The 17,028-nt window shown below is 62.8% G+C and carries 19 protein-coding genes; 4 read left to right on the top strand and 15 right to left on the bottom strand.

What is annotated here, in order from left to right; all coding sequences use genetic code 11:
* The first annotated feature begins 13 nt into the window (after positions 1–13).
* Entirely contained in the window at positions 14–610 is a 597-nt protein-coding gene (locus NCS00_RS12455) for an FMN-dependent NADH-azoreductase (protein WP_250440218.1), read from the top strand.
* Positions 611–654: 44 nt separating this feature from the next.
* Here NCS00_RS12455 and NCS00_RS12450 read toward each other — a convergent pair whose 3' ends face one another.
* From NCS00_RS12450 to rpe, 9 genes are all read right to left on the bottom strand, one after another.
* Positions 655–1,983, bottom strand: coding sequence for an IS4 family transposase (locus NCS00_RS12450; RefSeq protein ID WP_250440217.1), 1,329 nt, complete (start codon positions 1,981–1,983; stop codon positions 655–657).
* A 116-nt stretch (positions 1,984–2,099) separates the two neighbouring features.
* The gene (locus NCS00_RS12445; RefSeq protein ID WP_008344418.1) at positions 2,100–2,882 is read right to left on the bottom strand and encodes a uracil-DNA glycosylase; all 783 of its coding nucleotides are present in this window, start codon (positions 2,880–2,882) and stop codon (positions 2,100–2,102) included.
* Positions 2,879–3,526 carry a CYTH domain-containing protein gene (locus NCS00_RS12440; RefSeq protein WP_008344419.1) on the bottom strand — a complete coding sequence of 216 codons (648 nt, stop codon included), beginning with the start codon at positions 3,524–3,526 and terminating at the stop codon, positions 2,879–2,881. Before NCS00_RS12440 ends, NCS00_RS12445 begins: the two co-directional genes overlap by 4 nt.
* Positions 3,527–3,546: 20 nt before the next feature.
* The gene (gene trpC / locus NCS00_RS12435) at positions 3,547–4,332 is read right to left on the bottom strand and encodes an indole-3-glycerol phosphate synthase TrpC (protein ID WP_008344421.1); all 786 of its coding nucleotides are present in this window, start codon (positions 4,330–4,332) and stop codon (positions 3,547–3,549) included.
* Between the two features lie 22 nt (positions 4,333–4,354).
* Positions 4,355–5,389 (bottom strand): anthranilate phosphoribosyltransferase, encoded by a 1,035-nt coding sequence (gene trpD, locus NCS00_RS12430; protein WP_250435228.1) that lies wholly within the window; start codon positions 5,387–5,389, stop codon positions 4,355–4,357.
* A 4-nt stretch (positions 5,390–5,393) separates the two neighbouring features.
* Positions 5,394–5,978 carry an aminodeoxychorismate/anthranilate synthase component II gene (locus NCS00_RS12425; RefSeq protein ID WP_034473938.1) on the bottom strand — a complete coding sequence of 195 codons (585 nt, stop codon included), beginning with the start codon at positions 5,976–5,978 and terminating at the stop codon, positions 5,394–5,396.
* A gap of 11 nt (positions 5,979–5,989) precedes the next feature.
* Complete coding sequence (gene trpE / locus NCS00_RS12420) at positions 5,990–7,486, bottom strand: anthranilate synthase component I (RefSeq protein ID WP_250440216.1); 1,497 nt, start codon at positions 7,484–7,486, stop codon at positions 5,990–5,992.
* 364 nt (positions 7,487–7,850) lie between these two features.
* The gene (locus NCS00_RS12415; protein WP_008344428.1) at positions 7,851–8,591 is read right to left on the bottom strand and encodes a phosphoglycolate phosphatase; all 741 of its coding nucleotides are present in this window, start codon (positions 8,589–8,591) and stop codon (positions 7,851–7,853) included.
* Positions 8,588–9,283 carry a ribulose-phosphate 3-epimerase gene (rpe, locus tag NCS00_RS12410; protein ID WP_008344430.1) on the bottom strand — a complete coding sequence of 232 codons (696 nt, stop codon included), beginning with the start codon at positions 9,281–9,283 and terminating at the stop codon, positions 8,588–8,590. The genes NCS00_RS12415 and rpe overlap by 4 nt, the downstream gene beginning before the upstream one ends.
* Before the next feature lie 220 nt (positions 9,284–9,503).
* Between rpe and apaG the strand changes: the two genes are divergently transcribed.
* Positions 9,504–9,878 carry a Co2+/Mg2+ efflux facilitator ApaG/CorD gene (gene apaG, locus NCS00_RS12405; RefSeq protein ID WP_008344432.1) on the top strand — a complete coding sequence of 125 codons (375 nt, stop codon included), beginning with the start codon at positions 9,504–9,506 and terminating at the stop codon, positions 9,876–9,878.
* A 25-nt stretch (positions 9,879–9,903) separates the two neighbouring features.
* Here apaG and NCS00_RS33685 read toward each other — a convergent pair whose 3' ends face one another.
* The gene (locus tag NCS00_RS33685) at positions 9,904–10,053 is read right to left on the bottom strand and encodes a hypothetical protein (protein ID WP_033536109.1); all 150 of its coding nucleotides are present in this window, start codon (positions 10,051–10,053) and stop codon (positions 9,904–9,906) included.
* On the opposite strand from NCS00_RS33685, the gene mltA reads away from it, so the two are divergent.
* The gene (gene mltA, locus NCS00_RS12400) at positions 10,052–11,215 is read left to right on the top strand and encodes a murein transglycosylase A (protein WP_502800742.1); all 1,164 of its coding nucleotides are present in this window, start codon (positions 10,052–10,054) and stop codon (positions 11,213–11,215) included. The genes NCS00_RS33685 and mltA overlap by 2 nt on opposite strands.
* A 65-nt stretch (positions 11,216–11,280) precedes the next feature.
* On the opposite strand, the gene paaK is transcribed toward mltA, so the two are convergent.
* From paaK to paaN, 4 genes are all read right to left on the bottom strand, one after another.
* A complete protein-coding gene (gene paaK / locus NCS00_RS12395) occupies positions 11,281–12,585 on the bottom strand; it encodes a phenylacetate--CoA ligase PaaK (protein ID WP_008344438.1) in 1,305 nt (434 codons plus the stop codon).
* A 69-nt stretch (positions 12,586–12,654) separates the two neighbouring features.
* Entirely contained in the window at positions 12,655–13,041 is a 387-nt protein-coding gene (paaI, locus tag NCS00_RS12390; protein ID WP_235366211.1) for a hydroxyphenylacetyl-CoA thioesterase PaaI, read from the bottom strand.
* Between the two features lie 64 nt (positions 13,042–13,105).
* Positions 13,106–13,897 (bottom strand): 2-(1,2-epoxy-1,2-dihydrophenyl)acetyl-CoA isomerase PaaG, encoded by a 792-nt coding sequence (gene paaG, locus NCS00_RS12385; RefSeq protein WP_008344440.1) that lies wholly within the window; start codon positions 13,895–13,897, stop codon positions 13,106–13,108.
* 158 nt (positions 13,898–14,055) lie between these two features.
* The gene (paaN, locus tag NCS00_RS12380) at positions 14,056–15,765 is read right to left on the bottom strand and encodes a phenylacetic acid degradation protein PaaN (RefSeq protein WP_175983113.1); all 1,710 of its coding nucleotides are present in this window, start codon (positions 15,763–15,765) and stop codon (positions 14,056–14,058) included.
* Between the two features lie 141 nt (positions 15,766–15,906).
* On the opposite strand from paaN, the gene NCS00_RS12375 reads away from it, so the two are divergent.
* The gene (locus tag NCS00_RS12375) at positions 15,907–16,683 is read left to right on the top strand and encodes an enoyl-CoA hydratase (RefSeq protein WP_250440215.1); all 777 of its coding nucleotides are present in this window, start codon (positions 15,907–15,909) and stop codon (positions 16,681–16,683) included.
* Positions 16,684–16,686: 3 nt separating this feature from the next.
* Here the strand turns inward: NCS00_RS12375 and NCS00_RS12370 are convergent.
* Positions 16,687–17,028: hypothetical protein (locus tag NCS00_RS12370; RefSeq protein WP_250440214.1), on the bottom strand; the 342-nt coding region annotated here is incomplete at its 5' end.

Here is a 17,028-nt window from a genome sequence, read left to right as displayed (position 1 = left end):
ACAGGAAGCCATCATGACGACGATTCTCCAGATCAACTCCGCCGCCCGTTCGCAAGGCGCTCAATCGACGCTGCTCGCCGACGAACTGACCGCGAAACTGCAACAAAGCAATCCGGGCGCGAAGGTGGTCGTGCGCAATCTGCTGGGCGACGCGCTGCCGCATCTCGACGACGCCACGCTCGGCGCGTTCTTCACGCCCGCCGATCAGCGCACTGCGGAGCAAGCCGCGATCAACGCCAAGAGCGAAGCGCTGATCGCCGAGCTGCAAGCCGCGAATATCGTCGTAATCGCAGCGCCGCTGTACAACTTCGGCATCTCGTCGCAACTGAAGACGTATTTCGACTGGATCGCGCGTGCGGGCATCACGTTCAGCTACACCGCGAATGGTCCGGAAGGTCTCGTGAAGGGCAAGAAGGTGTACGTGGTGTCGGCGCGCGGCGGCAAGTACGCAGGCACGCCGAACGATTCGCAGACGCCGTTCCTCAAGACGTTCCTCGGCTTCCTCGGCATGACGGACGTGAACTTCATCTACGCCGAAGGCCTGAACATGGGACCGGAAGCGGCTGGCGCGGCACTCGCGTCGGCGCGTGAGGCGATCGCAGCGGTTTAAGCGCTTTCGTATCGAAGAAAAACCCCGCGTGGCGGTAATGCCGTTCAGTTAAGGTCTTTTCTTAGATAGCGAACGGTGTACCGTTTAGGGCGGGATTTGACGACCCGGTCGCATGTGCGTCCGGGTCGTTTTTCGTTGCGCATAGACTTGAGCCTTTCGCGCAGACGCTGAAGGCAGGCGGGTAATTTTGCAAACGCCGGCGTGAGGGCCGCCCACATCATCTCGTGCTGGATCGTGTGAAGCGCTCGCACGAAGCTGATATCAGTCGGAGCAAGTTTCGCTTCTCGCGCGGCGCTCGCGATCTCACGTCGAATCAGGTTGTAGGCGATCAACGCGCCCCATATCTCCTGATAGACCCCTGCGACGGTGCGGCTGCGCAAGGTCAATTCCGAACCCAGCATCGATTGTTTGAGCTCGGCGTAACTGGTTTCGATTTGCCAGCGGCGCTCATAACAGGCGACGATATCAGCGGGTTTGAAGCGTCGGCGATCGATCAGCGAAGTCAGCAGCACGCGTTCGCGTCCGCGCGCGTCGATGGCACGGATCGCCCGCGCGCTCCAGAATTCGGGCAAAGCCGGACATTTCTGGCGCGCCTGCGGCGACACACGCATGCGCACCATCGCATCGTCAGCGCTACCCGAGACGACTTCGCAGCAGGTGTTGGCTTTGGCTGGAATCAGGAAGTGGCGATTGCGCGCGTTCATCGTCAGGCCACACAGGATTTCCGCGGCCAGAAAGCCCTTGTCGAACACCGTCAGTGAGTCTTCCGGGATCTGCGCCAGCAGGCTTTTGGCGTACACCATTTCGTTGGTGTCGTAGCGACCGAAATTGATATCGGCGATCAGGTGCGTCGGAATGGCGGTGAGCGTCACGGCGCGCACCTGCGGATAACTCGCCACCTTGCCGCTGGCATAGCCCTGCGCGCCAAAGTGCTCGCGGTTGGCCGCGCTGTCCGGGGTGCGGAGTGTGGTGCCATCCAGTGCCCACAGACTTAAGCCCTTGAACGCATGGTGGGCCGCGTCCTGAGTCGTCCACGCTCGCGCGGTCTGTTCAAACAGCCACGCCATCGGCGCTTCGCCAACGCGTTGGCGCGCCTGCGCCGCAGCGCTCTTGCTGACAAACGGGGCGGCCTCGTTGGGCAAGGCCAGATCGAGGCTGTCAAGGACCTCGCTGATCGACCAGTGACGGTACATCGCCAGCGCAATGACCAGCCACACCACCTGCTCGGCCGGAAGGCGACGGCGCCGGATGCTCGCCGTGCCGGTCGCCTGGACTGCGCGTTCGATCCACTCGAAGGGCAGATGCTCGGCCAACCGTCGCAGATCGGCCGGCTCCTGTGCTTCGATCAGGTACGTGAGGTGGTTGGCAAGCATCGCACCGAGAAGTTAACAGTCCGGCGCTCCGTTTACAACCACTTCTCGCTCCACAAACAAAAATGCCGTTCAGCGCTAACTGAACGGCATTACCGCGTGGCGGGGTTTTTTGCGTTTCAGGCGAGCAATTCAGGCTCGGCGGGCAGACGCCAGTCGATCGGCGCGCGTCCGTGCTTCGTCAGATATTCGTTCGCGAGCGCGAAGTGCCCGCAGCCGAAGAATCCGCGATACGCCGACAACGGCGACGGATGTGCCGCCTCCAGCACGCAATGCGCCTTCTGCGTGTCGTCGATCAGCTTGCGCTTCGCCTGCGCGTGCGCGCCCCACAGCATGAACACGAGGCCATCGTGACGCTGCGCCATTTCGTGGATCAGCGTGTCGGTGCATTGTTCCCAGCCGCGTTTCGCGTGGCTTCCGGCTTTATCGCGCTCGACCGTCAGCGACGTGTTCAGCAGCAGCACGCCTTGTTTGGCCCACGAATCGAGGCAACCGTGCGCGGGCGCGGGAAATCCGAGACTCGCGTGAATCTCCTTGAAGATGTTGCGCAAGGACGGCGGCGGGCGCACGGGTGCGGGCACCGAAAACGCGAGGCCGTGCGCTTGCGGCGCGCCTTTGTCCTCGCCGTGATACGGGTCTTGTCCGAGGATGACGACCTTCACGTCGGCAGGACTCGTGAGGCGCAGCGCGCGGAAGACATCGGCGGGATAGACGGTCTTGCCGGCGGCGCGCTCGGCATCGACGAACGCGCACAACGCCGCGTAATGCTTGCTGTCGATGAACGGCTTCAGATGGCGGCGCCAGTCGGCGGGCAGCGCGTCGAACTGACTTTCGAGCGTCGTGGAGTTCGACGACGCGTTCGCGGCTTCGTTATCCGCGAAAAGGGAAGGCTGCTGATTCATGCGTTGCGGTTCTTGCCTTCGGGCGGCTCGCGCAGCAGATAGCCGCGCTGCGCCTTGCTGAGGTCTTCGGGAACGATCTCGGGAAACGCGCCGCGCAATTCCGCCGCGAGCATCGAAAGCGCGCTTTCCTCGCCGGATTTCAGTTCCAGCTCCAGCTCGCTGATATCCGCGCGACGCGTCGTGCCGTCGACGTCCGCCGTGATTTCGCCGCGATCCAGCGCGACTTCGATATGCGAACCCTCGCGCTCGATGTCCCAGACGATGCGCCTGAAATTGGTCTTGAACAGCGCGATCAGGTCCGGCGCGGCGCGTTCCAGCGCTTCGCGCGCGGCGTCGTTGTCGCAGGCGGCAATGAGCGCATCGATTTCGAGCGCTTCGCCTTGCACCGGCAACTCCCACTCGTGCCGGTTGCTCAGGCCAGCCACCGATTTGCCGAGCGTCTTGAACGTCTGCAGCCATTGCTCCGGCGTGCGGCGCAGGCGCAGCGCGGATTTCGCCTTCGCGAGCGCGCAGTCCGGCGTGTCGAAGTAGACGTTGGCAAGCTCGATCGGCTTGCCCGCGCCGGTGCGTTCGTCGAAGAAGCGCGCCACGTCGTCGTGTTGCGACGGCGCGAGCGCGAGTTTCAATTCCCGTTCGATGCCCATGCGGTTCCCGTCGATGAGATTTAGAAGAACATGCGCGCGAGTTCGGCGCCCGGATCGTCGGCGCGCATGAACGCTTCGCCGACGAGGAACGTATGCACGCGCATCGCGCGCAGCCGGTCGACATCGACGCGCGACAGAACGCCGGATTCCGTTACCACGATGCGGTCATCGGGAATCTGCTCCAGCAAGCCGATGGTCGTTTCGATCGTCGTTTCGAACGTGCGCAGATTGCGATTGTTGATGCCGATGAGCGGCGTCTTCAGCGTGAGCGCGTCGCGCAGTTCGTCGGCGTCGTGGACTTCGACCAGCACCGCGAGCCCGAGCGAGTGCGCGTAGGCTTCGAGATCCTGCATCTGCGAGAGTTCGAGCGCGGCGGCGATCAGCAGAATGCAGTCCGCGCCCATCGCGCGGGCTTCGATGATCTGATACGGATCGATGATGAAGTCCTTGCGCAGCACCGGCAGACTGCACGCCGCGCGCGCTTCCTCCAGATACGCGACGCTACCCTTGAAGAACTGCACGTCGGTGAGCACGGAAAGGCATGCGGCGCCGCCTTTTTCGTACGAACGCGCGATGTCGGCGGGTACGAAATCCTCTCGCAGCACCCCCTTCGACGGGCTCGCCTTCTTCACTTCCGCGATCACCGCCGCCTGATTCGCCGCATGCTTCGCGCGCAATGCGCCGACGAAATCGCGCAGGTCGCGCGAACTGGCTTCGAGTTTCAGCTCTTCGAGCGGCGCGCTTTGTTCGGCAGCGCGGACTTCCTCGCGCTTGACCGCGATGATGCGATCCAGAATGTCACTCATGTCGGCTTCCGTTCGGGTTCCGTTATTTCTTTGCGAATTGCTGCGTGAACTTCACGAGCGTCTCGACCTTCTCGCGCGCCGCGCCGCTCTCGATCGCTTCGCGCGCGGCGGCCATGCCGGCTTCGATCGAATCGACGACATCCGCGGCATAAAGCGCGGTTCCCGCATTCAATGTGACGATCTCGCGCGCGACGCCCGCCTTGTTGTTCAGCGCGCCGAGCAGCATTGCCTTCGATTCCTGCGCGTCCTGCACCTTCAGCGAACGATTCGACACCATCTGCAGGCCGAAATCCTCCGGATGAATCTCGTACTCGGTGACTTCGCCGTTTCTCAGCTCGCCGACTTTCGTCGCGGCGCCGAGCGACACCTCGTCCATGCCGTCCTTGCCGTACACGACAAGAACGTGTTTCGCGCCGAGACGCTGCATCACGCGCACCTGAATACCGACGAGGTCTTCGTGAAACACGCCCTGAAGCTGATTCGGCGCGCCGGCCGGATTCGTCAGCGGCCCGAGAATATTGAAGATGGTCCGCACGCCGAGTTCGCGGCGCACGGGCGCGATGTTCTTCATCGCCGGATGATGATTCGGCGCGAACATGAAGCCCATGCCGGTTTCGGCAATGGAAGCGGCCACTTGTTCCGGTGTCAGATCGATGTTCACGCCGAGGGCTTCGAGCACGTCCGCGCTGCCGGATTTGCTCGACACGCCGCGGTTGCCGTGCTTCGCGACCTTCGCGCCCGACGCGGCCGCGACGAACATCGATGCCGTGGAGATATTGAACGTGTGCGAGCCGTCGCCGCCCGTGCCGACGATATCAACGAAATTCGAGTTGTCCGCCACTTCGACGTGATTCGCAAATTCGCGCATGACGGTCGCGGCAGCGGCGATTTCGCCGATGGTTTCCTTCTTCACGCGCAAGCCGGTGATGATCGCGGCGGCCATGACGGGCGACATCTCGCCGCGCATGATCTGGCGCATCAGATGCAGCATTTCGTCGTGAAAGATTTCCCGATGTTCGATCGTGCGCTGCAGCGCTTCCTGTGCGGTGATGGTCATGTCGTCAGGCTCGCTTTCCGGTCGAAGAGTTTTTCACGAAGTTTTCGAGCAGCGCGTGGCCGTGCTCGGAAAGAATCGATTCGGGATGGAACTGCACGCCTTCCACTTCCAGCTCACGGTGACGAACACCCATGATTTCACCGTCGGGCGTCCACGCGGACACTTCCAGACAGTCGGGCAAAGACTCGCGCTCAATAGCGAGCGAGTGATAGCGCGTCACGTTGAAGTGTTTGGGAAGATCGGCGAACACGCCTTTACAGTCGGTTTCGATCTGGCTCACCTTGCCGTGCATGATCGTCTGTGCGCGCACGACGCGTCCGCCGAACGCCTCGCCGATTGCCTGATGGCCGAGGCACACGCCGAGAATCGGCAGCTTGCCGGAAAACTCACGCAACACGTCGAGCGTGATGCCCGCGTGTTGCGGATTGCTCGGTCCCGGCGAAAGACAGATGCGCTCGGGGTTGAGCTTCGCGATTTCGTCGAGCGTGATTTCGTCGTTGCGATACGTGAGCACGTCCTCGCCGAGTTCGCCGAAGTACTGGACCAGGTTGTAGGTGAAGGAATCGTAGTTGTCGATCATCAGCAGCATGGCTTGTCTCCTCAGAAGTCGCTGTCGAGGCCGTCTTGCACTTGCTCGGCGGCGCGCAGCACGGCGCGCGCCTTGTTCTCCGTTTCCTGCCATTCGGATTCGGGCACCGAATCGGCGACGACGCCCGCTGCCGCCTGAACATAGAGATTGCCCTTGTGGATGAGACCGGTGCGGATCGCGATGGCCAGATCCATTTCGCCGCTGAAGGACAGATACCCGACAGCGCCGCCGTACAAGCCGCGCTTGATCGGCTCGAGTTCGTCGATGAGTTCCATCGCGCGAACCTTCGGCGCGCCGGACAGCGTGCCGGCAGGGAAGGTGGCGCGCAGCACGTCGAAATTGCTCATGCCTTCCTTGAGCTTGCCTTCGACCGAGCTCACGATGTGCTGGACGTGCGAGTATTTTTCGATGACCAGTTTGTCCGTCACGGTGACCGACCCGGTCTGCGCGATGCGGCCGACGTCGTTGCGCGCGAGGTCGATCAGCATGACGTGCTCGGCGACTTCCTTCGGATCGTTAAGCAGTTCGGTGGCGAGTTCGGCGTCGCGTTCGGGCGTGTTGCCGCGCGGGCGCGTGCCTGCGAGCGGACGAATCGTCACAATGCGATCGTCGGCGCGCTTTTCCTGACGCACGAGAATTTCCGGCGATGCACCGACCACGTGCACTTGGCCGCCGAAGTTGTAGTAGTACATATACGGCGACGGATTCAGCGAACGCAGCGCGCGATACAGCGAAAGCGGATTGTCGCGAAACGGCTTGATGAGCCGCTGGCCGACTTGCACTTGCATCAGTTCGCCGGCCGCGATGTATTCCTTCGCGCGGCGCACGGCGTTCAGATAATCGTCCTTCTTGAATTCGCGGAACGTTTCCGTACGCACGCTCGCGGATGTCACCGGCGGTTGAACCGTCACCCGCAAACGCGCCTTCAGTTCGCGCAGCCGATGCTTCGCCTTGGCATACGCTTCCGGCTTGGTCGGATCGGCGTAGACGATGAGATAAAGCTTGCCCGCGAGGTTGTCGATGACCGCGACTTCTTCGGTCAGCAGCAACTGGATGTCGGGAAGATCGAGATCGTCGGGCGGCGCACTGTGCGCGAGCTTCTTCTCGATGTAGCGCACCGCGTCGTAACCGAAGTAGCCCGCGAGACCGCCGCAAAAGCGCGGCAAGCCGGGCCGCGTCGCGACCTTGAAGCGCTTTTGATATTGCTCGATGAACGTGAGCGGATCGCCTTCATCCGTTTCGACGACGTTGCCATCGGTCACGACTTGCGTCTTGCCGTTTCGCACGCTCACGGTCGTGCGGGCCGGCAGACCGATGAACGAGTAGCGCCCGAAACGCTCGCCGCCCACGACGGACTCCAGCAGGAACGAGTTCGCGCCGTTGCGCTCGGTCTGCGCGAGCTTGAGATAGAGCGAGAGCGGCGTTTCGAGGTCGGCGAGGGCTTCGGCGATGAGCGGAATGCGATTGAAGCCTTCGTTCGCCAGCGATTGGAATTCGAGTTCGGTCATGTTGCGATCCTTGAGCGATGCGCGCTTTCTGGGTGGCGCGGTATCGGGGAGTGCAGGGCGCTGCGGTCGGTCGAATCTCGTGATGATCGCATACGACGGCCCCGCCGCTTCGATTTGCGGAAGCGGACAGGACGACTCGCGGCACTACACGACGCGTGCGTGAGCGAGGTTCGATATACGACGATTCAACGGAAACGGCGCGGGTATGCGCAGCGAAACAAAAAACGGATGCTGAAGCGCGATCACGCATGACGGCTTCAGCGCACCTCGGGCGAGGTTAGCGCGACCAGCGACGCCAGGGCCAGGCTCCCCGGTCGATGCTGCTCAGACTCCGTTTTCTGTTGAGAAACATGAATGGATGGACTTATTCAGTCAGTGTGGTGTCCGGCGGCGCCAAGGTGGCCGCAATCGCCGATGCTGCGGTGCGCAGCGAGGAAACTATACCATCGGATTTCACCGACTGTACAGGCTTCCCATGGTTGTAACCGTACGGAACGGTCAAGGTCGCGAGGCCGGCCGCGCGGCCCGCGAGCGCGTCGTTTTCCGAATCGCCGACCGCCACGGTCTCGCGCGGCAAGACGTCCAGTCGTTCGCATGCGGTGAGCATCGGGAGCGGATCGGGTTTCTTCGCGGGCAGCGAGTCGCCGCCGAGAATCACCTTGAAGAAATCCGCAATGCCGAAGTGCGCAAGCAACTCCACGGCGAAGCGATGCGGCTTGTTGGTCACGCATGCGAGCGCGACGCCGCTTTCACGCATCGCTTCGAGGCCTTCCCTCACTTCGGGGAATAGCGTCGAGTGCTTGCCGTTGACCTTCGCGTATTCGCTTTGATAGATCGCGAGCGCGTCGTCGAACTGCGCGACCGCCTGCGACGGCGACAGCCGCACGGCGAGCACGCTGCGGATCAGATTCTCCGAACCCTTGCCGACATAGCCCGTGACTTCATCGCGCGTGACCGGCTGTTCGATGGCGATGCGCGCGAGCATTGCATTCAGTGCCGCGACGAAGTCGTCGGCGGTGTCGACCATGGTGCCGTCGAGGTCGATGATCGCCGCGCGGATCGGACGATTCACGAAGGGCGATTGCGCCGCTGCGATCTCACTCATGCTTTCGCTCCAGATTCCACCTTCGCCAGTTCGGCGCGCATTGCGTCGATGACCGCCTTGTAGTCGGGCTTGCCGAAAATGGCCGATCCCGCGACGAACGAATCCGCGCCGGCCGCCGCGATTTCCGCGATGTTGTCGACCTTCACGCCGCCATCGACTTCCAGATGGATTTCGCGCCCCGTGCGATCCCGATACGCATCGATGCGCGCGCGTGCCTCGCGCACCTTGTTGAGCGCCTCGGGAATGAACGACTGCCCGCCGAAACCCGGATTCACCGACATGATGAGCACGAGATCGACCTTGTCCATTACGTGATCGAGGTAGATCAGCGGCGTGGCGGGATTGAAAACGAGGCCCGCCTTGCAGCCGTGATCGCGGATCAGCGACAGCGTGCGGTCGATGTGATCCGAACCTTCCGGATGAAAACTGATCACATTGGCGCCGGCCTTCGCGAAATCGGGCACGATGCGGTCGACCGGGCGCACCATCAGATGCACGTCGATGGGCACGTCCACGTGCGGGCGGATAGCCTCGCACACCATCGGACCGATCGTCAGGTTCGGCACGTAGTGGTTGTCCATGACGTCGAAGTGGATCCAGTCGGCGCCGGCGGCGACGACGTTGCGGACTTCCTCGCCGAGGCGGGAAAAGTCGGCGGACAGGATGCTGGGAGCGATGTGGAATTGCGCCATGGACGTATGCGGGTAGCGACCTAAAGCCGTGATTTTAACCCGCGTTTTCCGCGGAGTCCCTCGTCCGAATGGCCAACGGATGGCGCGCGGATGTGGCGGCGGGACGCCAATCGTGTTGCGGGCGCCGCGCGCATCAAGCAGAATGCCAGACCAATGGCCGCGCGCCGGCGCGCCCGTGTCTGGCGGCCAAGCGGCCGATCGAATTGGAATTGGAACAACGATGAGCCAGTACGAATTCAGCGTTTCCGTGGAGACGCGGTATTTGCCGGACCAATCAGACCCGGATAGCAGGCAGTACGCATTTGCCTACACGCTGACGATCCGCAATACCGGCCAGGTGGCGGCGCAGTTGATCTCGCGGCACTGGATCATCACCGACAGCAACGATCACGTTCAGGAAGTGAAGGGGCTGGGCGTCGTCGGGCATCAGCCGCTGTTGCCGCCGGGCGAGCAGTTCGAATACACGAGCTGGGCGGTGATCGCGACGCCGGTCGGCACGATGCGCGGCGAGTATTTCTGCGTGGCGGAAGACGGCGAGCGCTTCGAAGCGCCCGTAGCGGAATTTGCGTTGCATATGCCGCGCACGCTCCACTGAGCGAAACAGCGGCAGGCGGCGCGAATCAGCGCCGTTTCGCGGGATCGTTCGAGCGGTTCTGGTTCTTCTTCTTGCCCGATGCCGTCCATACGACGATGAAGATCAGCAAGGCGAGCGCCACGAGCGACTCGAGCGCAAAAATAAGCATTGGATATTCGTCGAACAGATCAGACATGGCGGTTCCCATCAAGAACGAGCATTGTATGCGCTTCGTGCGGCCGGCCGCACGAGCAGCGGCCTGGGCCGCATCGATTGCAACCGCTGTCCTGCTCGCCTCGTGCGGCGGCGGCAATTACGTGAAGCCGGGGCCTGCGACGGCGACCGGCACGCCGATCATCACCGGACAGCGCGCCGCTTCGCGCCTGACTGCGGTGAGCTGGCAGCAGGTGCCGGGCTGGCAGGACGATTCGCTGATCGGCGCCACCGCCGCGCTGCGCCAGAACTGCAACCGGCTCTCGCGACAGGCCAACTGGCAGAAGGCGTGCGCGGCGGCCGAGCGGCTCGACGACCTCGACATGTCGGCGGCGCGCAGCTTCTTCGAAGCCTATTTCACGCCATTTCAGCTCGCCAACACCGACGGCACGCTCGACGGTCTCGTGACCGGCTACTACGAGCCGCTTCTGCGCGGGTCGCGCACGCGTCACGGGATTTATCAGTATGCGTTGTACCGGTGGCCGTATCGATACAAGCCCGGTTCGGCGCTTCCCGCGCGCGCGCAGCTCGAACGTTCGGGCGCGTTGAACGGCAACGAACTCGTGTGGGTCGACGATCCGATCGAAGCGTTCTTTCTGCAGGTGCAGGGTTCGGGGCGCGTCGTCATGGAAGACGGCAGCGTGATGCGCGTCGGCTTCGGCGGCACCAACAACCAGCCGTATCGCTCGATCGGCAAGGAATTGCTCGATCGCGGCGAACTCACGCCCGCACAGGCGACGATGCAAGGCATCAAAGCATGGGCGAAGGCGAATCCGGCGCGCGTCGACGCACTGCTCGACGTGAACCCGCGCTTCGTCTTTTTCCGCGAGATGCCCGCTAACGAAACGGTGTCCGCAAGTCTCGGCGACGGTCCCGTCGGCGCGCTCGGCGTGCCGTTGACGCCGGAGCGTTCGATTGCCGTCGATCCGTCGGCGATTCCGCTCGGCACGCCCGTTTTCCTGCAGACCACGCGTCCGCTCAGCAATCAGCCGATGAATCGCCTCGTTTTCGCGCAGGACACCGGTTCGGCGATCAAAGGCGGTGTGCGCGCGGACTATTTCTGGGGACTGGGGGACGATGCCGGCGATCTCGCCGGGCGCATGAAGCAGGGCGGCAGGATGTGGCTGTTGCTGCCCAATTCCTGATATCGCCGGTTTCCCGGCAGCTTCACAAAAAGCTCGCGGCCATCATGGCTCGCGAGCTTTTTGCTTCAAGAGGCGACGTTGCGCCGGTCGATCACGCGCCGCGCCTTGCCGACGGATCGCTCGATGCCGTTCACCGCGAGCACGTTCACCACGGCGCTCACACCGATCAGCGCCTTGATGTCGTAGGCGAGCGCGGACTTCGCGTTTTCGAGCGCGGTCACATCCGGCGCGGATTCGGGGCAAGGCTCGACGTTCAGCGTGAGTACGTCGAGCGGGCCTTCCTTGGTGAGCACGATCTGATAGTGCGGCGCGAGTACCGGGCGCTTGAGCAGCAATTCCTCGATCTGCGTCGGGAAAACATTGACGCCGCGCACGATCATCATGTCGTCGGAGCGGCCGGTGATCTTCTCCATGCGTCGCATCGTGCGAGCGGTGCCGGGCAGAAGGCGCGTCAGATCGCGCGTGCGATAGCGGATGATCGGCAGCGCTTCCTTCGTGAGCGACGTGAACACGAGTTCCCCGAATTCGCCGTCCGGCAGCACCTCGCCGGTTTCCGGATCGATGATCTCGGGATAGAAGTGATCTTCCCAGATCGTCGGGCCGTCCTTGGTTTCCGCGCATTCCGATGCCACGCCCGGCCCCATTACTTCCGAGAGTCCGTAGATGTCGACGGCGTCGATGCCCATGCGCGTTTCGATCGCGCGGCGCATGTCGTTCGTCCACGGCTCCGCGCCGAAGATGCCGATGCGCAGCGAGCAACTTGCCGGATCGATGCCCTGGCGCTCCAGTTCATCGGCGATCGACAGCATGTAGCTCGGCGTGACCATGATGATGTCCGGCCGAAAGTCCTGGATCAGTTGCACCTGCTTCTCCGTCTGGCCGCCGCCGAACGGAATGACGGTGAGTCCCGCGCGCTCGGCGCCGTAGTGCGCGCCGAGTCCGCCGGTGAAGAGGCCGTAGCCGTAACTCACGTGCACCTTGTCGCCACGACGTGCGCCGGCCGCCCGAATGGAGCGTGCGACGAGGTTCGCCCAGTTGTCCAGATCCTGCGCCGTGTAGCCGACGACAGTCGGCTTCCCCGTCGTACCCGATGACGCGTGGATGCGCGAGACCCGCTCCTGCGGAACCGCGAACATGCCAAACGGATAGTTGTCGCGCAGATCCTTCTTGGTCGTAAACGGAAAACGGCCAAGATCCGAGAGCGACGTGACGTCATCCGGATGAACGCCTGCTTCGTCAAACTTGCGCCGATAAACCGGCGAGTTCTCGTAAGCATGCTTGAGCGTCCATTTGAGACGCTCGAGCTGCAGCGCCGCGAGTTCGTCGCGGCTCGCCTTCTCGATCGGATCGAGCGGCAGCGATGTGGTCATTGCTGTCTCCTTGATGCTGACTACGCGGCGCGGCTTTTAGATGCCGCGTCCGTTATATGAACGAGTCCGTCACACGGGAATTACGTTGCCTCTTATCTGAGCCGACTTGCCGCGGAACATCGCGACCGGCTCGCCTTCGCGATTCGTCACGCGGATATCGTAGATACCCGTGCGCCCGCTCAGCGTTTGCTCGATCGCTTCGGCAGTCAGGCGATCGCCGCCCTGCACGGGCCGCAAAAACTCGATCGAGCAGCCCGCCGCGACCGTGCTGATGTTGTACGAGTTGCAGGCGAACGCGAACGCGGAGTCCGCCAGCGTGAACATCAGGCCGCCGTGGCAAATCGCATGGCCGTTCAGAAAGTCGGGGCGCACGTCCATTTGCAGACGCGCATAGCCGGGCCGGACTTCGATCAGCTCGATGCCGAGCGCGCGCGAGCATGCGTCCGCTTCGTACATGGCTTTCGCCGTGGCTTCCGCGAGTTGTTGTGGCGTCACAGATATCTCCAGTTCGATTCGGTTCTCACAGACCTTCGAAGCGCGGTGCGCGCTTCTCCTTGAACGCGGCGACGCCTTCGATGTAATCCGGCGACGCACCGAGCTCGCGCTGAAGATCGCGTTCGAGATCGAGCTGCTGGTCGAAAGTCCTGTTCGCGCTCGCGCGGATCGCTTTCTTGATCGCGACGACCGCGCGCGCCGGCTGCTGCGCGAGTTGGGCGGCCAGTTGCGCGGCCGCTTGCTGCAGCTCGGCATCGTCGACGACGCGCCACACGATGCCCCACGCCTCCGCCTTCTCGGCGCTGAGTTTTTCGCCCGTCAGCGCGAGCCCGAGCGCACGCGCCTCACCGACGCGGCGCGACAGCAGCCATGTGCCGCCCGAATCGGGCACGAGGCCGATCTTCACGAATGCCTGAATGAAGCTGGCCGAGCGCGCCGCGACGACGAAGTCGCACGCCATCGCGAGATTCGCGCCGGCTCCAGCGGCCGTGCCGTTCACTGCCGCGATGACCGGCATCGGCAAAGCCTGAAGCCTGCGCACGAGCGGATTGAAGTGCTCGTCGATGAGATCGCCCAGATCCGACATCGAGCCAGGCGTGAAATCCAGATCCGCGAGATCCTGTCCCGCGCAGAAGCCGCGACCCGCGCCGGTGATGACGAGCGCGCGCGCATTGCCCGCTTCTATTTCAGTGAGCGCCTGGTTCAACTCGCGATGCATCTCGCGCGTGAAGCTGTTCAGTTTGTCGGGGCGATTGAGCGTCAACGTCGCGACGCGCGTCTCGACATCGACGTGAAAGAACACGGACTTCTCTGTCATTACATTTCCTCTCTCGACGAATCCGGCTGCGGCGGCGCGTGCTCGCCGCCATTCCTTGCATCCGATACTAGCCGCGCGACCGCGAGCTTTCCATTAGGCCGAATGGCATAAGCCGTTTGCACGGCGATCCGGCCTTTGGATCGTTTGTGTCGATTGGCTTATGCCGTCTGGCCAGCTTCCGCCGACGCGGCCTTCGGTGCAACATGGACGCGGCTTTGCACTACTCGGAAGCGATTTGCGACGAAAGCTGCATCCGAAAGCGCTGCGTTGGCCGCGGGGTTCGCGCCCGTGCCGTGGAAGTCGGAGAACGCCGCGGTCTGATTGACGAAGACGCCGCCGGTGAGGTTGATCGAGAGCGCGACACCGCCTTCAATGGCTGCTTCGTGCGCGGCTTCGATCACCTTGTCGTCGGTGCTGTAGACCGAGAACGTCAAGGCGCCGTGCGTGCGCGCGATCGACCCGGCGAGTTCGAGCGATTGCGCGGTCGAGTCGGTCGCGACGACGAACGAAATCGGGCCGAACCATTCCTTGGTGAATTTCGCTTCGTCGGTGCGCGCGTCGAGCTTGAGCATGAGGGGTGTGTGAACGCGGGCTTCGGGAAACGCAGGGTGCGTGAGAGATTGGCTGTCGAGCAGCATGTCGCCGAGCTTGCGCGCTTCGGTGACGCGTTCCACGACGCCATCGTTCTGAATCGCTCCCGTGAGCTCGACGGCGCGGGCCGGATCGGATGCGAGTTTTTCGACGGCGCCCGCGAGCGCTTTCGCGACGTCATCGAAGCTCAGTTGGCCTTCGGCGGTGCGGATGCCATTGCGCGGCACGTAGATGTTCTGCGGCGCGGTGCACATCTGACCGGAATAGAGGGCGAGTGAGAAGGCGATGTTGCGCGCGGCGGACTTCATGTCGTCCACGGAATCGATGACGATCTGATTCACGCCCGCCTTCTCGGTGTAGACCTGCGCCTGATGCGCGTTGCGCTCGAGCCAGGTGCCGTTTTGCGTGCTTCCCGTGAAATCGATGAGCTTGATTTCGGGACGCACGGCGAGTTCCTGGACCAACGCGCCGTCGTTGGGTTCGGTGGCCAAGAGCGTGACGACGTTCGGATCGAAGCCGGCCTCACGAAGCACTTCACGCGCGATTCGCACGGTGATCGCGAGCGGCAGGATCGCGCCGGGGTGCGGCTTGACGATGACGGCGTTGCCGGTTGCGAGATCGGCGAACATGCCGGGATAGCCGTTCCAGGTCGGAAACGTGCAGCAGCCGAGCACAAGCCCCGTGCCGCGCGGGACGATGGAGAAGCGCTTTTGCATCGCGAGCGGCGGATTTTTGCCCTGCGGCTTTTCCCAGTGCGCTTCGGCGGGGATGCGACGTAGCTGGTCCCACGCATAGACAACGGCTTCGAGCGCCCGGTCTTGCGCGTGCGGGCCACCGGCCTGGAATGCCATCATGAATGCCTGGCCGGTCGTGTGCATCACGCCGTACGCGATCTCGAAGCTGGCGCGGTTCAGGCGCGACAGGATTTCGAGGCTCACGCCCACCCAAGCCTGCGGGCCGGCGGCGCGCCAGGCGGACTGCGCCTTGGCCGCAGCTTGAGTCAGCGCGTCGGGATCGGCCTTCGGATAGCGGACGTCCAGCGCGATGCCGAACGGCGAACGCTCCTTCCCGACCGTTTCGCCCGTCGAAGGCTGATCGAGTTCGAAAGTCTTGCCGAGATGAGCTTTGAATGCTGCCTCTCCATCGGCGCTGGCCGTTTCCCCGTACACTTTGGGGCTCGGCATTTCGGCGAACGGGCTCCAGTAGCCGCGCGTTTCGATGGCTGCGAGCGCTTTGTCGAGCGTCGCTTCGTGCTTCGTGAATAGCGGATGTGTCATGGTCGCGAGAAGAGAAGAACGAGGGAAAGGTGCCAGGCCGAATAATTAACCGACCGGTTGGTTGGTGATGGTAGCATTATCGAGATGCAGTGACGAATGACTTTTCATTAGGGCTTACCTGAGGATCGCAAGGAGGAGCGAATGGCTTACGAGAATCTGCTGGTCGAGACGCGTGGTCGGGTCGGACTGATTACGCTGAATCGTCCGAAAGCGCTGAACGCGCTGAATGACGCGCTGATGGACGAACTGGGCGTCGCCCTCAAGGCATTCGACGCCGATGGAGACATCGGCGCAATCGTGCTGACCGGCAGCGAAAAGGCGTTCGCGGCGGGTGCGGACATCGGCATGATGGCCGGCTACTCCTATATGGATGTCTACAAGGGCGACTACATCACGCGTAACTGGGAAACGATCCGCACGATTCGCAAGCCGATCATTGCCGCGGTCGCGGGTTTTGCGCTCGGCGGAGGTTGCGAACTCGCGATGATGTGCGACATCGTCATCGCCGCCGACACGGCCAAGTTCGGTCAGCCCGAGATCAAGCTCGGCGTGATTCCGGGAGCGGGCGGCACGCAGCGCTTGCCGCGCGCTGTATCGAAAGCCAAGGCGATGGATATGTGCCTGACTGCGCGCATGATGGACGCGAGCGAGGCCGAACGGGCGGGGCTGGTGTCGCGCATCGTCGGGGCGGATCGCCTTCTGGACGAGGCCGTCGAAGCGGCGACGATCATCGCCGGCTTCTCGCTGCCCGCCGTGATGATGGCCAAGGAGGCTGTTAATCGCGCTTACGAGACAACGCTCGCAGAAGGTGTTCATTTCGAGAGGCGTCTGTTCCATTCTCTGTTCGCGACGGAGGATCAGAAGGAAGGCATGGCGGCGTTCGTTGAAAAGCGTGAGCCGGTTTTCAAGCATCGGTGACGTTCATGTGAGAAAGCGCTTGCGCTCCTCGATTCCGCTCACTAGAATTCCGCTCCTTCGCGATTCGATGAACGCGAAGGAAGCGGGAGAGGGCGGTATCGGCGGTGTGCTCGGGGGTAGGTTGTAGAAGGCTCCGGGCGCGGATCGGCAAGAAAAAGAAACTTCGAATTCTTGTTGACACGAACCGAAGCGTTCTTCATAATCTCGTTTCTCTGCTGCTGATGCAGCGACGCAAGACGGAAGTTGAAGTAAGGCTTGTCTTGCGATGTGCTCTTTAAAAACTAACAGCCGATAAGTGTGGGCGCTTGATGGCGAGTGCGGCTGGTTCTTCGGAATCGGCGATAG

The sequence above is a fragment of the Caballeronia sp. AZ1_KS37 genome (genome assembly GCF_023631165.1).
Classification (GTDB): Bacteria; Pseudomonadota; Gammaproteobacteria; order Burkholderiales; family Burkholderiaceae; genus Caballeronia; species Caballeronia zhejiangensis.
Note: the sequence above shows the minus strand (reverse complement) of the source record. Positions and strands in the feature narration are given on the sequence as shown.

What these genes read in the sequence shown, in the direction of transcription:
- NCS00_RS12425 (WP_034473938.1), bottom strand. Translation starts at nt 5,978, where the DNA reads ATGCTGCTGATGATCGACAACTACGATTCCTTCACCTACAACCTGGTC.
- paaG (WP_008344440.1), bottom strand. Translation starts at nt 13,897, where the DNA reads ATGACAGAGAAGTCCGTGTTCTTTCACGTCGATGTCGAGACGCGCGTC.
- NCS00_RS12440 (WP_008344419.1), bottom strand. Translation starts at nt 3,526, where the DNA reads ATGGGCATCGAACGGGAATTGAAACTCGCGCTCGCGCCGTCGCAACAC.
- NCS00_RS12375 (WP_250440215.1), top strand. Translation starts at nt 15,907, where the DNA reads ATGGCTTACGAGAATCTGCTGGTCGAGACGCGTGGTCGGGTCGGACTG.
- paaI (WP_235366211.1), bottom strand. Translation starts at nt 13,041, where the DNA reads ATGTACGAAGCGGACGCATGCTCGCGCGCGCTCGGCATCGAGCTGATC.
- paaK (WP_008344438.1), bottom strand. Translation starts at nt 12,585, where the DNA reads ATGACCACATCGCTGCCGCTCGATCCGATCGAGAAGGCGAGCCGCGAC.
- NCS00_RS33685 (WP_033536109.1), bottom strand. Translation starts at nt 10,053, where the DNA reads ATGTCTGATCTGTTCGACGAATATCCAATGCTTATTTTTGCGCTCGAG.
- mltA (WP_502800742.1), top strand. Translation starts at nt 10,052, where the DNA reads ATGGCGGTTCCCATCAAGAACGAGCATTGTATGCGCTTCGTGCGGCCG.
- rpe (WP_008344430.1), bottom strand. Translation starts at nt 9,283, where the DNA reads ATGGCGCAATTCCACATCGCTCCCAGCATCCTGTCCGCCGACTTTTCC.
- NCS00_RS12455 (WP_250440218.1), top strand. Translation starts at nt 14, where the DNA reads ATGACGACGATTCTCCAGATCAACTCCGCCGCCCGTTCGCAAGGCGCT.
- NCS00_RS12445 (WP_008344418.1), bottom strand. Translation starts at nt 2,882, where the DNA reads ATGAATCAGCAGCCTTCCCTTTTCGCGGATAACGAAGCCGCGAACGCG.
- trpC (WP_008344421.1), bottom strand. Translation starts at nt 4,332, where the DNA reads ATGAGTGACATTCTGGATCGCATCATCGCGGTCAAGCGCGAGGAAGTC.
- paaN (WP_175983113.1), bottom strand. Translation starts at nt 15,765, where the DNA reads ATGACACATCCGCTATTCACGAAGCACGAAGCGACGCTCGACAAAGCG.
- apaG (WP_008344432.1), top strand. Translation starts at nt 9,504, where the DNA reads ATGAGCCAGTACGAATTCAGCGTTTCCGTGGAGACGCGGTATTTGCCG.
- NCS00_RS12450 (WP_250440217.1), bottom strand. Translation starts at nt 1,983, where the DNA reads ATGCTTGCCAACCACCTCACGTACCTGATCGAAGCACAGGAGCCGGCC.
- NCS00_RS12415 (WP_008344428.1), bottom strand. Translation starts at nt 8,591, where the DNA reads ATGAGTGAGATCGCAGCGGCGCAATCGCCCTTCGTGAATCGTCCGATC.
- trpD (WP_250435228.1), bottom strand. Translation starts at nt 5,389, where the DNA reads ATGACCATCACCGCACAGGAAGCGCTGCAGCGCACGATCGAACATCGG.
- trpE (WP_250440216.1), bottom strand. Translation starts at nt 7,486, where the DNA reads ATGACCGAACTCGAATTCCAATCGCTGGCGAACGAAGGCTTCAATCGC.